The 13,595-nt window shown below is 60.3% G+C and carries 13 protein-coding genes; all 13 read left to right on the forward strand.

Annotated features, from left to right (window positions below; all coding sequences use genetic code 11):
- The first annotated feature begins 87 nt into the window (after window positions 1-87).
- The 13 genes from trpD (at window position 88) to JI721_RS16550 (ending at window position 13,533) form a co-directional block, all read left to right on the forward strand.
- The gene (gene trpD / locus JI721_RS16490; RefSeq protein WP_274455945.1) at window positions 88-1,140 is read left to right on the forward strand and encodes an anthranilate phosphoribosyltransferase; all 1,053 of its coding nucleotides are present in this window, start codon (window positions 88-90) and stop codon (window positions 1,138-1,140) included.
- Complete coding sequence (trpC, locus tag JI721_RS16495; RefSeq protein WP_274455946.1) at window positions 1,137-1,928, forward strand: indole-3-glycerol phosphate synthase TrpC; 792 nt, start codon at window positions 1,137-1,139, stop codon at window positions 1,926-1,928. Before trpD ends, trpC begins: the two co-directional genes overlap by 4 nt.
- Window positions 1,925-2,596: a phosphoribosylanthranilate isomerase gene (locus JI721_RS16500; RefSeq protein WP_274455947.1), complete on the forward strand. Its 672-nt coding sequence runs from the start codon at window positions 1,925-1,927 to the stop codon at window positions 2,594-2,596. Before trpC ends, JI721_RS16500 begins: the two co-directional genes overlap by 4 nt.
- A complete protein-coding gene (trpB, locus tag JI721_RS16505; RefSeq protein WP_274455948.1) occupies window positions 2,589-3,800 on the forward strand; it encodes a tryptophan synthase subunit beta in 1,212 nt (403 codons plus the stop codon). Before JI721_RS16500 ends, trpB begins: the two co-directional genes overlap by 8 nt.
- A complete protein-coding gene (gene trpA, locus JI721_RS16510) occupies window positions 3,797-4,654 on the forward strand; it encodes a tryptophan synthase subunit alpha (protein ID WP_274455949.1) in 858 nt (285 codons plus the stop codon). The genes trpB and trpA overlap by 4 nt, the downstream gene beginning before the upstream one ends.
- Window positions 4,655-4,806: 152 nt before the next feature.
- The gene (gene aroF / locus JI721_RS16515) at window positions 4,807-5,841 is read left to right on the forward strand and encodes a 3-deoxy-7-phosphoheptulonate synthase (protein WP_274455950.1); all 1,035 of its coding nucleotides are present in this window, start codon (window positions 4,807-4,809) and stop codon (window positions 5,839-5,841) included.
- Between the two features lie 13 nt (window positions 5,842-5,854).
- Entirely contained in the window at window positions 5,855-6,802 is a 948-nt protein-coding gene (locus tag JI721_RS16520) for a prephenate dehydrogenase (protein WP_274455951.1), read from the forward strand.
- A 417-nt stretch (window positions 6,803-7,219) separates the two neighbouring features.
- The gene (locus JI721_RS16525; protein ID WP_274455952.1) at window positions 7,220-8,911 is read left to right on the forward strand and encodes a DNA repair helicase XPB; all 1,692 of its coding nucleotides are present in this window, start codon (window positions 7,220-7,222) and stop codon (window positions 8,909-8,911) included.
- Window positions 8,880-10,280 carry a helicase-associated domain-containing protein gene (locus JI721_RS16530; protein WP_274455953.1) on the forward strand — a complete coding sequence of 467 codons (1,401 nt, stop codon included), beginning with the start codon at window positions 8,880-8,882 and terminating at the stop codon, window positions 10,278-10,280. The genes JI721_RS16525 and JI721_RS16530 overlap by 32 nt, the downstream gene beginning before the upstream one ends.
- A 183-nt stretch (window positions 10,281-10,463) precedes the next feature.
- On the forward strand, window positions 10,464-11,030 hold the full coding sequence (locus JI721_RS16535) for a YpiB family protein (protein ID WP_274455954.1): 567 nt from the start codon (window positions 10,464-10,466) through the stop codon (window positions 11,028-11,030).
- Between the two features lie 256 nt (window positions 11,031-11,286).
- Window positions 11,287-11,898 carry a hypothetical protein gene (locus JI721_RS16540; protein WP_274455955.1) on the forward strand — a complete coding sequence of 204 codons (612 nt, stop codon included), beginning with the start codon at window positions 11,287-11,289 and terminating at the stop codon, window positions 11,896-11,898.
- A 167-nt stretch (window positions 11,899-12,065) separates the two neighbouring features.
- Window positions 12,066-12,737 carry a menaquinol-cytochrome c reductase cytochrome b subunit gene (qcrB, locus tag JI721_RS16545; RefSeq protein ID WP_274455956.1) on the forward strand — a complete coding sequence of 224 codons (672 nt, stop codon included), beginning with the start codon at window positions 12,066-12,068 and terminating at the stop codon, window positions 12,735-12,737.
- 25 nt (window positions 12,738-12,762) lie between these two features.
- Window positions 12,763-13,533, forward strand: a complete 771-nt coding sequence (locus JI721_RS16550; RefSeq protein WP_274455957.1) for a menaquinol-cytochrome c reductase cytochrome b/c subunit — start codon at window positions 12,763-12,765, stop codon at window positions 13,531-13,533.
- The last annotated feature ends 62 nt before the right edge of the window (window positions 13,534-13,595 follow it).

The raw sequence follows: 13,595 nt of genomic DNA on the forward strand, positions 1-13,595 counted from the left end.
GTTTTTGGCTCCGTGAAACCGGGTCTTGAGAAGAGGTCGTCCGAACCGACGGGATTCGGGCGCACAGTGGAGAGGAGACGAGCAAAGATGGGGGCATCAACAGCCGAATTCGTATCGGATGTTCTCAAATCCGTGGCGCGTGGAGAAACGCTCGACGAGACGCGCGCGGAATCGTTCATGAACTTGTTAATGGAAGGGCAAACCACCCCGGTACAGACGGCTGGACTGCTGGCCGCCATGGCGGTCCGTGGTGAAACGGTCGAAGAGATTGTCGGCTTTGCCCGTGCAATGCGCAATCATTCGCTGCGCCTGAACGCGCCTGACCGTGTCATTGACACCTGTGGTACGGGCGGTGATGGCGCAGATACGTTTAATATTTCAACTGCATCGGCGTTCGTTTGCGCTGCAGCCGGAGCCCCGGTCGCGAAACATGGCAACCGCGCGGTCTCGAGCCGCAGCGGCAGCGCCGATGTGCTGCAGGCGTTGGGGGCCGAAATTAACCTTGACGTATCTGCTGCAGAACTCTGCCTGCGCGATGTGAACTTGTGTTTCCTGTTCGCGCAGAGTTATCACCCTGCCATGAAGTACGCTGCAGAGCCGCGCAAGCAGCTCGGCTTTCGCACCATTTTCAACATCCTCGGACCGTTGACCAACCCGGCCAACGCCAAACGCCAGGTCGTCGGCGTCTTTCAACCCAGCTTGGTGCCCAAGGTAGCGCATGCCCTGCTGCGTCTTGGCAGTGAACACGCGCTCGTGGTGCACGGCGCAGGCGGCCTCGATGAGATCTCCATCGCTGGTGAGACCCGGGTCGCCGAAGTGAAAGACGGGGAAGTGCGCGAGTACACCATCCACCCGGAAATGTTCGGACTACCGATTTCCGACCTGTCTCATGTCGTTGGTGGAGATGCCCGCGAAAATGCGGAAATCATCCGTGCCTTGCTGGCAGGCGAACGCAGCCCGCGCCGCGACATTGTGCTGTTGAACGCCGGCGCCGCGCTGTATGTCGCCGGGCGCGTCGCGACCCTGCAGGACGGCGTCATCCGGGCCGCCGAAACCATTGATGCGGGTGCAGCGGCACGGACGCTGCGCCAATTCGTTCTGGCGACACGGCAATACCAGGCAGCGGAGGTCGCACAATGACAACCTTTCTGGAACGCATCCTTGAGACCAAGCACGCGGAAGTGGAGCGGCTGCTGGCGAGTGGACGCCCGGATGCGGCGCAGCTCGCCGAGCTGCCGCCCACACGCGGCTTTGCGAAACACCTGAGCGACAACGAACGGCTCTCTGTGATTGCGGAAGTCAAACAGGCCAGTCCCTCCAAAGGACTCATCACGACCGATTTTCGGCCCGTTGAAACGGCATGCACGTATGCAGAGGGAGGTGCACGGGCCATCTCGGTGTTAACCGACGAAACCTACTTTCGCGGCTCGCTGGACGACCTGAAGAATATTCGCCGGGCCGTCGGCGTGCCGGTGCTTCGCAAGGACTTCATCATTCACGAAGCGCAAATCGACGAGGCGCGCGCGGCTGGGGCGGACGCCATCTTGCTGATTGTCGCGGCGCTGCGGCGCGATCGCCTCATTTCCTTGTCCAAATACGCACAGGGGCTGGGGCTGGACGTGCTGGTCGAGATTCACGGCCTGGACGAACTGGACAGCGCGCTTGCTGCATCGCCGTCTGTACTTGGCGTGAACAACCGGGATTTGCGGACGTTTGAAGTCTCCCTGGAGACCACGGAGAAGGTGGCCGAAGCCATGCCGCCAGGGCTTCCGTTTATTGCGGAAAGCGGCGTGCACACGGCAGCGGACGCGGCGCGGCTGGCGGCATGCGGGGCGTGCGGCATTCTGGTCGGCGAATCACTGATGCGCTGCGAATCGCCGCAAGCGCGCGCGAACCTGCTGTCCGACTTGCAGGTGCTGCGCCCATGACCCAATTGAAAATCTGCGGACTGAAACCTGGTGACGACCTGACGTTTGCGAGCCACCCAGTCGTCACGCACACCGGCATCGTGTTTGCCCCGAACAGCCGCCGCTATGTCGATCCCGACCGTGCCGCCGACCTTGCCCGCGCCCTGGCCGCTTCCTCGACGGTGATGGGGGTGTTTGTCGACACGCCGATGGACCAGGTGCTCGACATCGCCCGGTACGTTGGCCTCGGCGGGATCCAGCTGCACGGCAAGGAAGGCCCGGAGGACTGCGCGCGCGCCAAAGCGGCCGGGTATGAAGTCTGGAAAGCCTTGCCCGCCCCGCGCAACGCGGGCCACACGGCGCCGTTCCGGCAGGTGTTGTCGAGCTATACGGGCGTGGTGGATGCGCTTTTGATTGACGCCCCGCCGCCGGTGAATGCGGCAGCAGGCGTTACGGGCGGATACGGACAACCGTTCGACTGGACCCATTTGCCGGCGCTGCTGGCCCAACCGACCGAGCCGCTGCCGCCCATTTGGATTGCGGGCGGAATTCGCCCCGACAACGTACGCCGCCTGTTTGCGCACCTTCACCCGGCGGGCGTCGACGTGTCGTCCGGCGTCGAGACCGAGGGGCGCAAATCTCCCGAAAAAATCTTAGCCATGATTGAGGCGGTGAGTCCGTATGCCTGAACAGCAAATTCCCGATGTCCATGGTCGGTTCGGCCGCTTCGGCGGACGGTATGTCCCCGAAACGCTGATGCCCGCGCTGCACCAGCTGGAGGCCGACTATCTTCGCCTGTCGGCAGACCCGGACTTTCAGAGCGAATTGAAGTACTACCTGGAAAACTACGCCGGGCGGCCCACGCCGCTGTACTACGCGGAGCGGCTGTCCAACCACTTGTTTGGGAAAAACGGCGCCAAAATTTATTTGAAGCGGGAAGACTTGAATCACACCGGCGCGCATAAAATCAATAACACCATTGGACAGGCGCTGCTCGCCGTGCACACGGGCAAGCGCCGGGTCATCGCGGAGACGGGCGCAGGACAGCACGGGGTGGCGTCCGCGACGGTCGCCGCCCGGTTTGGCCTGGAATGCACCGTGTTCATGGGCGAGGAAGACATGCGGCGGCAAGCACTCAACGTGTTTCGCATGCGGATGCTCGGGGCGGACGTGGTGTCCGCCGTCTCCGGCACGCGCACCTTGAAGGATGCCACCAATGAAGCGATTCGGTACTGGGTGGAGCACGTGGAGGACACCTACTACATCATCGGATCGGTCGTCGGTCCGCACCCTTATCCACGCATTGTGCGGGACTTTCAGCGCATCATCGGCGATGAGACGAAGGCGCAGCTGCAGGCGATCGCAGGCCGGCTGCCCGACGTTGCGGTCGCGTGTGTGGGCGGCGGCAGCAATGCGATGGGAATGTTTTACCCGTTCGTGGAAGACAAATCCGTGCGGTTGATTGGTGTGGAGGCGGCCGGCCGAGGCATCGACACGGACGCCCACGCCGCCAGCATTGGACGGGGGCGCCCAGGCGTCCTCCATGGGTCGTTGACCTATCTGCTGCAGGATGACCATGGACAAGTGACACCGGCACACTCGATTTCAGCCGGTCTGGACTATCCTGGAATAGGTCCCGAGCACGCGTGGCTCCATGACACGGGCCGAGCAGAGTATGTGCCGGTGACCGACGACGAGGCCCTGGAGGCGTTCTATCTCCTGTCCCGGCTGGAAGGCATCATTCCGGCGCTGGAGAGCGCGCATGCCGTTGCCCAGGTCATCAAGATGGCAAAAGAGTTCGATCGCGGCGCAGCCATCGTCGTTTGCCTCTCTGGCCGCGGCGATAAGGATGTTGAACAAATCGCGGCACTGGCGGGAGGCGATCGACCATGAGCCGGATTGCGAAGGCATTCGAACAAAAGACCGGGCGCGCAGCGCTGATTCCATTCCTGAACACCGGCGACCCGTCCATGGACCTCTCGCTGCGGTTGATGGAAGCCGTGCTGGAAACTGGCGCAGATGTGCTGGAAATCGGCATGCCGTACTCCGACCCGCTGGCAGACGGACCAGTCATTCAAGCCTCTGCCGTACGCAGCCTGCAAGCCGGGTTTGCCCTGCCGAAGGCGTTTGAGGCGGCCGCCCATTTGCGCACCAGAACCGACAAGGGCCTGGTGTTGTTCACGTACGTGAACCCGCTCTTGCAGTACACACCGGAGCGGTTTTTCCGGGATGCCGTGCAGGCGGGCGCCGACGGTGTGATTGTCCCGGACCTGCCGTTTGAGGAGAGCGATGGCGTGCGGGAGGCGGCGGATGCCGCCGGGATCGACCTGATTCCGCTGATTGCGCCAACCTCCGGCGAGGCCCGCATCGCGCAAATTTGCCAGGCCGCGCGCGGGTTTGTCTACTGTGTTTCGTCGCTGGGGGTGACAGGAGAACGGGCGCGCATGTCGGACCGCGTCGAGGCATTGGTGCAGACCGCGCGCCGGTACACGAGCTTACCCGTGGCGGTCGGGTTTGGCGTAAGCGGACCGGACCAAGCCAAGGCCATCGCGGCCTACGCAGACGGCGTTATCGTGGGCAGCGCGTTCATCCGCCGCATCGACCAGGTCCTGCAGGCCGCCCCGCAAGCGCTGGCAGCGCCTGGCGCTGGTGAAGTCGCTGCCAGAGCACGGACAGAGGAACTGGCGAACGACGTCCTGGGGAGCGTGCGGTCCTTTGCCGCTGAATTGATGCAAGCCATCCGCTGAACTGCCCAGCGCTGACCGAGGCGTACGAATGGTTTGGATACATCATTGCACGGACAATTGCAAATTGGTTGTACAAAAGGGGTTGACAATCAGCCCGTTGCATCCCATCATTCACATAAATCACAAATACCCCAAGAGGGAGTGGAGAGATTATGATTATCGTCATGAAGGAAGGCGCGCACCAGTCGCAGATCGACGAAGTGGTTCATTTGCTGGAGACCAAGGGCCTCGGCGTCCACATCTCGCAAGGCGAGGAAAAAACCATTGTCGGCGTCATTGGCCCAAAGGAGCGTGTTCGCGAATTGCCAGTGGAGTCCATGCCGGGTGTGGAGAAGGTTGTGATTGTCTCCAACCCGTTCAAACTTGCGAGCCGGGCGTTTCATCCGCAGGATACATTGGTGACCGTGGGCAATCACGTGGTCGGCGGCGGAGACCCGACCATTATCGCAGGTCCCTGTTCGGTTGAATCGCTCGAGCAAATCCTCGAGGTCGCGCACGCGGTCAAAAAGTCGGGCGCGCACATGCTGCGCGGCGGGGCATTCAAGCCGCGCTCTTCTCCGTACTCCTTCCAGGGTTTGGGTGAAACGGGACTGAAATACCTGGCGGAAGCTCGTGAACAGACGGGGCTGCCGATTGTTTCCGAAGTTATGGAAATCGACGCGCTGCCGCTGATGTGTGAATACGTGGACGTCCTGCAAATCGGCGCGCGCAACATGCAGAACTACCCGCTGCTCCGCGCAGTCGGAAAAACGCAGATGCCAGTTCTCCTGAAACGCGGGCTGGCGGCCACGATGGAAGAGTGGCTGATGTCGGCTGAATACATTTTGTCCGAAGGCAACCCGAACGTCATTTTGTGCGAACGCGGCATTCGCACGTTTGAAACCTACACACGCAACACGCTCGATTTGAACGCCGTCCCCGTGGTGCAGCACCTGTCTCATCTGCCCATTCTGGTCGACCCCAGTCATGGCGTGGGCAAGTGGCAGTACGTGACCGCCATGGCCCGAGCAGGCATCGCGGCGGGCGCGCACGGACTGATTGTGGAAGTCCATCCGAACCCGAAAGAAGCCCTGTCGGATGGAGAGCAGTCGCTCACGCTCGACTCGTTCGACACAATGGTGCAGGAAGTGCGCCGCATCTCGGCGGCCATGAACATCGACGAAGCGATTTACAGCCCGCACCGCTAAAAGGAAGAAGCAAATGGACCAAGACAACAACAGCCATACAAATGACAACCTCGCGGCAGGCGTCACGGATGCGGTGGAAACCCCGTCCGGCGGCGCCTGGCCGCGTTCTGTTTTGGTGATTGGATGCGGCCTGCTCGGCATGTCGCTGGCACTCGCGATAAAATCTCTCGACGCGTCACGCACCCTGGTTGGGGTCGAGCCCAACCGCATGCACCGGTCCATCGCTGCCGCAAGGGGCGGCTTCGATGATGTGCTGGCCAGCATGGATGACGCTGCGCAGGGTTCCGTGCCCCGCTATGACCTCTGCATTCTCGCCGCGCCGCTGAATGCGTCGTGTGCGCTGGTTGCAACCGCCGCCCGTTTGTGCGACGTGGTGATGGATATCTGCAGCGCGAAGGAAGCCATTTGCGACCAGGCGGCTCAGCTAGGCCTGACCCACCAGTTCGCACCAACGCACCCGATGGCTGGGCTCGCAGCCGAAGGCCCGGCGGCTGCGACCTCGGACCTGTTTCACGGCTGCAACTGGATTGTGCTCGACGGCTGGCCCGCGTGCTCGCGCATTACGCCGCTCCTTACCGCGCTCGGCGCACGCATCGTACACCTGCCTTCAGCTATCCATCACGACGTTGCCATGGCCGCTGTCAGTCACGGCATTCACGTCACGTCGTTATCCGCTATGCTGGCCTATCAGGATGCTGAATCGGCGTCCGGCGCCCACTTTGCGCACCTCACTGGGCCTGGATTTCGCGACATCACGCGGCTGGCAGCGTCTCCGACAGAATTTTGGGCCGACGTCCTCATCGCCAACACGAGCGAAGTACGGACACACCTCCACCGCATCATCGAGCGATTGCAGCAGTTTTCCCAAGTCCTGGATGACCAGGACCGCGAAGGTTTGGCCGCGCTGCTCGACGAAGCCCGTCGAGCGCACACCCAATGGTTGGCGCAACATCGCTATTGACAGCGCTTCCATTTCGGTATATTCTTCTTGTCGAAGGGTGTTTTGTTCTGATTTCTCTCCACTCCTAGCAAAACGTTTTGGGGAATCCTCTTGAGGATTCCTCCTTTTTTTTTGCTCCATTCCGCGATGAACCTGCCCGTGTGCGGCGCAGCCTGACCCCATACGCCAAAGCCGCCGGGGCGTCTTCCACTCGACCCGTCTGCCCTGGGGCGGATGGGAGGAGAGGTATACATTTCCTTTGATCCTCCAATACTGAAACTGTATGGCCCATCCGGGCCAAAGAAGTGAAGCGTGGGATGACTACGGCGCACGGCCGGCAGCATGACGAACACCACGAACAGCGCCCAACGCGGAACACACCGCCACTCTGAAATCCTGCGATCGTCACGTACTCGGGAACTTCACGGGGGGCTGAACATGATCGCGCTTCTGTACGTCCAGTCCGACGGCTCGATGCTCGTGGAAACCGAGCATCCGGCTTACGATCAGGTTCGTCATACCCTGGCTGCGATTGCAGCATTGGTCCAGCGGATGGAACCGCTCTACGTCTATCAAATTCGTCCATTTACCTTGTGGCAGGCAGCTGCCCTGGGCTATACGGCCAGGGAAGTCCTCGGGTTTCTGCGAAAGTTTTCCGCGAACCCGGTTCCATACGCGCTCCAGCAGCTCATCGTCAGCGAGATGGGGAAGTGGGGGCGTCTCATTCTCCAGCGCGGTGCGCGCAATCGCATCGCGCTTCGAGCCGACCGCCCGGTACTGGAAGCGCTCCGAGCCCGTGGAGAAGTCTCGCAAATGGCTGCCGAAGTGCAGGACGACGCGCTCGTGTTTCATGCGCGGGACCGGGCCAAGGTCAAACAGGTGCTGGCGAAACTCGGCTTTCCGGTGATTGACCGAGCGGGCTATCGCACCGCTCCGTCGGTGGAGGTCGAACTCTCGCCAGACACCACGCTGCGCCCCTATCAGCGGGAAGCGGTGCACCGCTTCTTCACCCATACCGCGGAAGAGAGCGGCGTCGTGGTGCTCCCGTGCGGAGCTGGGAAGACGCTGGTGGGCATCGCCGTCTTGGCGCAATTGAAAATGCAGGCGCTCATCTTGACGCCCAGCTTCTCGTCGGCAGCGCAGTGGCGAAACGAACTGCTGCACCGAACGAGCCTGACCGAATCGAACGTATGCATCTATGAACCCGGTCAGCCGCCTGCGCCCATCACCATCACGACCTACCAGCGTGTAACTTCCAAAGCCCGGTCCGGGGACATGCCCCACCTCACGGCGCTGACGCAGTGTCCGTGGGGCATCGTGATCTACGACGAAGTACACATGCTCCCGGCTCCGTTGTTCCGGCTGGCGGCCGATTTGCAAAGCTCACGCCGGCTGGGCCTGACAGCGACGCTGGTTCGGGAGGACGGCGCGGAAACGGACGTATTCAGCCTCATCGGACCCAAGTGCTTCGAAGTCCCCTGGCGTCAACTCGAGCAGGAAGGCTACCTGTCCACGGTGCGGTGCGTCCAGGTCGAGATCGCGCTGCCTGAATCCGCACGAGCGGCCTACGCGGCTGCCACCGCACGCGACAAACATCGGATTGCCGCGTTAAATGAAGACAAACTCGACGTCGTGGAAGCCCTGTGTCGACGTCATCATGGAGAAAGCATTCTCATCATTGGGCACTATCTGGAATCCCTCGAACGGGCGGCAAGGCGCGTTGGCTGTCCCTTGGTCACCGGGCGTACACCAGAATCGGAACGGCTGGCCGTGTTCGACCAGTTCCGAAGACGCGAGATTCGATGTATTGCCTTGTCACGGGTCGCAAACATGGCAGTGGATTTGCCCGTGGCCTCCGTTGGCATTCAAATCTCCGGCTTATTCGGCTCACGCCAAGAGGAGGCGCAGCGCCTCGGCCGGCTGCTTCGACCGGCGAGTGCGGAGGGAACCTTCTACTCGCTCGTGAGCAAAGACACGCTCGAGATGCAGATGGCGAAGCGGCGTCAACTCTACCTGGTTGAACAAGGGTATTCATACGAAATCATCGATTCTGCTGAAGTCACGTGGTACCTGCCCAATACAGAGAGGATGAAGGACTGTGAACTTGTCGGAGTGCCTGAACACCGCTGACATTTCAACCCTGAGAAGAATTGCGGAGCGGTATGACTTTTCCTGCTCCAAGTACTCCAAGATGGCGCTCATTCAAGAAATCCTGTTTTCGTTTCGAAACAAGGAATTTCTGGCAGAACACATCCAGGAGTGGCGGGAGGGACGCGAGCGGGTGATGCTCCGGTTGTGCCTGGATTCGCGCAACGTGTTCTCGACAGAGGACCTGAGCGGCGCTCTGTCTGCCGCCGGCTGCCCAGAGGGGACCCTCGATATGGCACTGTCGGAAGGGTGGCTGTATCCGACCACGCGCTACGCCGGGCGTCTGATGTACTGCATGCCCAAGGAGCTTCAGGCAGCACTGCGGCGGGCCATGATTGCGGAGTTTGCATCCAGGCTCGAAACCTCCGAGGAGGGGCCGCTGACCTATCAGGAGGAAGACTATGCCTTGTCGCGCGATCTCGATGTCTTTCTTGAGTACGTGCTGCATCACGATGTGCGCCTGACTGTGGACGGCAGCCTGTACAAGCGCAACCTCACGCAGATTCTCGAACTGCTGGAAGTGCCGGAGGAGCCGCTGCAGGGCGGCTGGCGGTTTGGCTATGGGCGCCGCTTTCACGATTACCCGGACCGGTTTGCGCTGCTCTACGACTACGCCTATCACAACCGGCTGATTGACGAACTCGAGGAAGGCACACTCGTTGTCACGCCGGAAGCCGACCGGTGGCGCAACATGAGCCGCACGGAGCGTCAGCGTGCCTTGGTCCGCTTCTACATCACGCTGTACCGGCGCCCCATCACGCGGCTGCCGCAGATTGTTCAACTGGTCGCACACGTGTCCACCGCTTGGGTGCGCAGCGACGTCATGCTCTCAGCACTCGACGCGTTTGTGAATGACTACTACTATGACAGCAAGGAGCAGGTGTGGTCGACGCGAATTCTGAAGATGCTGACCCACCTCGGCGTGATTCGACTCGGAAAAGATGAACATTCTGTGGAGTGGTTTCAAATCACAAAACTTGGTCAACAATTGCTAACACCGGAAGCCCTTCCGGAGGCAGAGGACGGTGATACGGACAGGAGAAGAATCCTCATCGTTCAACCCAACTTCGAAATTGTGGCAACGGCTGACCAGCCTTTCGTCACATCGGAACTGGCGTTGTTCACGGAACTCCGGCAAACCGGCGCCGTTCGCGTGTACCGCATCACGGAAGAGCGTGTGCAAAAGGGACTGATGGCAGGAAGGTCGGTGATGGCTTGGCTGGACTTCGTGCAGAACCACGCACAGACGCCCGTTCCCGGCAACGTCGAACGGACCCTGCAGGAATGGGAACGGCAGCATACCGCAGCATCCGACATACAGCACCAGGACGGACCCGCCGCCGGATCGTGACGATTTCAAAGTCATGAAAAAATCGGGCAGCCCGTACTGTGTAAGAGCAGGAAAATTGCACTCGGTCCACGAATAGAATACACAAAGAATTCTCACTATTGCCGGTACAACCCGGTCACACAGACCTTGTTGCGACGTTGATGTTGGATTTTACTCAAACCACCTTTCAGGGGGGAGACAGCCGTGGGTAGCACAGTGACAGTCGCCGAAAAAAAGCATTTTCTTCGCTGGTTCCTGACCAACTATCAACTGCAAAGCCGCGAAGCGGAGATGCTGATCCGGTACATGATGACGCGCGAGAATGTGCTGCGCCGAGTCCATTTCGTGGAAAACTTCCGCCAACTGTCGCGCGTCATCGTCGTCTCCACAACTTGTGTCAGCGTCGCGCCGTTCCGCTACTACCGAAGGAACAAACCGGTTTCCAACGACGTGGAACAGGCATTCCTGGACCTCTACCAGCACCCCGACGAAGACGTGTACGTGGGGCTGTTTTTCAAGGATCGCGCTTCCTGCAACGCCTATGCCGCCGTCGTGGAGGAAGTGGCCCCGGCGGAGCTGGAGCCTGCCATCAAGGAAATGGTGGCCTTGCAGGCAGACTGGGTCATTGAACAGTCTCTGCGGTCCTATCAGCGATTGAAGCTGATGGAGCTGGTGAATGCGGCGTTGGACAACGGAGACCGCGAGGCGTTCTACCGCGCCAGCCGGCAATTAATTGAGTTTGACGCCATCGAGACACCATCCGCCAGTTAGGGTCCGTTCTGGGCCATCGTCGGAAAACGGCATAGAAGCAGCACCGGAATGACGGTCGACCAGCATGCGGGCTGGTTCGGCCGTTTTTTCGGGTCACACACCGGCGCTCGTCACACCCATCGTACAGGGGCTGCCGTCCTCAGTGCCCAGTTGTCACGCTCGTCCGTGATATACTGCGAATAGACTGCGGGAGCAGCCATGTTTCCGGGCTTGCCGCTCCCGCATCCAGACTGGATGGAGGAGAGGAGCGGCGTCGATGCGTTTCTCACATCTCACACCCCATCAATTCCAATCTGTCGCTGCGTACGTGGATACCCTGGTGGCGACCGCCTATACACCGGCGCCCCTCGACATCGCCGTGCCGCACGAGGCGTCCGCGTGGATCTCGGACGAACTGGCCGGCCGCGTGTCGCGTCGATTCTCCGGACGCGTCGCGACGGTGCGGCTGGGCGCGGCGTTTCAATGGGCAGGGCTTTCTCCGGAGCGCCTGGACGAACTCGAAACCATCATCGGACATCCGCATCGCTTCGGTGTCCTCATCACCGAGCGGCACTTGCTGGTCGATCACGCCAGCGTCACCACCCCCTCCGGCGCACCGTGGCTCGTCATAGATTGGTGGCAGTGGTTTCGCAAGCGCGTCCCCAAAGCGCGGCTTGCCGACGCCTGGATGTACCTCGCACACGCGCATGCGCCGTACATGGAAGCCGAGGAGCGCCGGCGCATCGGCATGGACCCTGAAACCGCCCGCGCCATGGCAGCGCAGGGACAGGCCCTGCTGGAACAAGCCGCTGATTGGACGTGCGCGGCGCTTCGTTCCTTGTGGGCGAGCAGTCCCGCACCATGGGACGCGGAAGATTCAGAATCGTGACGAATTCCTGACATTATTTTTTCTACGCATTTTTGTCATGGGGAAGCCTGCTTGACACAAAAAAGTTGAGAAGGATAAGATGATAGGGAACAGCAAGGGCTTACATACATAGTGTTTTCCGGGGTGTCTCTTTCAACAGCGACTGTCAAGGCAGGTGATGGCAAAACATGTTGAAGAAGGCGTACGACTGGATTGATGAACGTCTGAATGTTACGCCACTTTGGCGCGATGTGGCGGACCACGACGTGCCGGCGCACGTCAATCCAGCGGTCAAGATGTCTGCTTTCGTGTACTGTTTTGGTGGCCTGACATTCCTCGTCATCACAACGCAAATTTTGTCCGGCATGTTCCTCGCCATGTACTATACGCCGGACATCACCAACGCCTGGTACAGTGTCCAGTACATCACCAACGAGGTGCTGCTCGGAGAGGTCGTGCGAGGCATGCACTTCTGGGGCGCAAGTTTGTGCATCATCATGATGTTTCTGCACATGCTGCGCGTCTTCTTCACCGGCGCGTACAAGGCGCCGCGTGAGATGAACTGGGTGGTCGGCGTTCTCATTTTCTTTGTCGTCCTCGCGTTTGGCTTCACGGGTTACCTGTTGCCATGGAACCAGAAGGCGTACTGGGCAACGGCGGTCGGTACGCAGATCGCTGGTTCGATTCCGCTCATTGGGCCTTATATTCAAACTCTGCTGGTCGGCAGTCACACCGTCGGCGCGTTGACCCTGACTCGCTTCTTCGCGATTCACGTGTTCTTCCTGCCTGCCGCGCTGCTCGTGTTGTTGGCGCTGCACTTTATTATGATTCGCAGCCAGCACATTGCAGGTCCGCTATAACGGGTAGACGAGGAGGTTACGCAGAATGGCTGGAGGCGAACGAATTCCAGGCACGCCGCGGTACCGTCATCATCTTTTGAAGAATCCGGGAACGGAGCCGTTTTTCCCAAACTTCTTGCTCAAGGAATGGATTGTTGGCGCGGTCTTTTTGCTGGCCTTTATGCTCTGGGTCATGTTCAACCCCGTCCCGGACGGGGGCGGTTTGGCCAACCCGCAGGATACATCGTTCATTCCGGTGCCGGACTGGTACTTCTTGTTCCTGTATCAAATTCTCAAGTACTACCCCGGCAGCGACATCACCATCGGGGTGGTGCTGGTGCCGTTCATCGGCACCTTGCTGCTCATCGCGGTGCCGTGGCTGGATATCCAGAAGAGCCGCCATCCCTACAAACGTCCGCTTGCAACGGGCGGCATTGTATTGGCTACCCTGCTGACCATCTGGTTGACCAACGAGGCGGCCGTGCAGCACAATGCGGAAGTTGCTGCCGCGAACGGCGGCGGGGCACTCAGCGCGGGGCTCGTTCAGCTGCCGAAGATTCCAGCTTCCCAAATCCACCTCGTGGATACGTCGGACCCTGGCTATAAAATCTTCGAAAGCCAGTGCGCTACCTGCCACGGTCAATCCGCGGAAGGTCAGATTGGGCCTCCGATTTACGCCATCGGCGCACACTGGAACTACAACCAAATTCTCTCGTTCGTCAACAAAGGGATGGGTGCAATGCCCCCGAAAGGCGGCTTGACATCGGAGAGTCAGGTAGAACAGGTTGTCAAGTGGCTGTCGAAGCAAAAAGGATGAGAAAAACCGAATGACGAGTCCGGTCACGCGTGTGGAAGAGCAGGCTGTTTCAGGTGGCAGCA

It is taken from the genome of Alicyclobacillus cycloheptanicus, from assembly GCF_028751525.1.
In the GTDB taxonomy this organism is placed as follows: domain Bacteria; phylum Bacillota; class Bacilli; order Alicyclobacillales; family Alicyclobacillaceae; genus Alicyclobacillus_L; species Alicyclobacillus_L cycloheptanicus.

Bases quoted from the DNA above. Each gene is read 5' to 3' on its own strand.
- JI721_RS16540 (WP_274455955.1), top strand. From the start codon at position 11,287: ATGCGTTTCTCACATCTCACACCCCATCAATTCCAATCTGTCGCTGCG.
- trpA (WP_274455949.1), top strand. From the start codon at position 3,797: ATGAGCCGGATTGCGAAGGCATTCGAACAAAAGACCGGGCGCGCAGCG.
- JI721_RS16550 (WP_274455957.1), top strand. From the start codon at position 12,763: ATGGCTGGAGGCGAACGAATTCCAGGCACGCCGCGGTACCGTCATCAT.
- trpD (WP_274455945.1), top strand. From the start codon at position 88: ATGGGGGCATCAACAGCCGAATTCGTATCGGATGTTCTCAAATCCGTG.
- JI721_RS16525 (WP_274455952.1), top strand. From the start codon at position 7,220: ATGATCGCGCTTCTGTACGTCCAGTCCGACGGCTCGATGCTCGTGGAA.
- trpB (WP_274455948.1), top strand. From the start codon at position 2,589: ATGCCTGAACAGCAAATTCCCGATGTCCATGGTCGGTTCGGCCGCTTC.
- trpC (WP_274455946.1), top strand. From the start codon at position 1,137: ATGACAACCTTTCTGGAACGCATCCTTGAGACCAAGCACGCGGAAGTG.
- JI721_RS16500 (WP_274455947.1), top strand. From the start codon at position 1,925: ATGACCCAATTGAAAATCTGCGGACTGAAACCTGGTGACGACCTGACG.
- qcrB (WP_274455956.1), top strand. From the start codon at position 12,066: ATGTTGAAGAAGGCGTACGACTGGATTGATGAACGTCTGAATGTTACG.
- JI721_RS16520 (WP_274455951.1), top strand. From the start codon at position 5,855: ATGGACCAAGACAACAACAGCCATACAAATGACAACCTCGCGGCAGGC.
- aroF (WP_274455950.1), top strand. From the start codon at position 4,807: ATGATTATCGTCATGAAGGAAGGCGCGCACCAGTCGCAGATCGACGAA.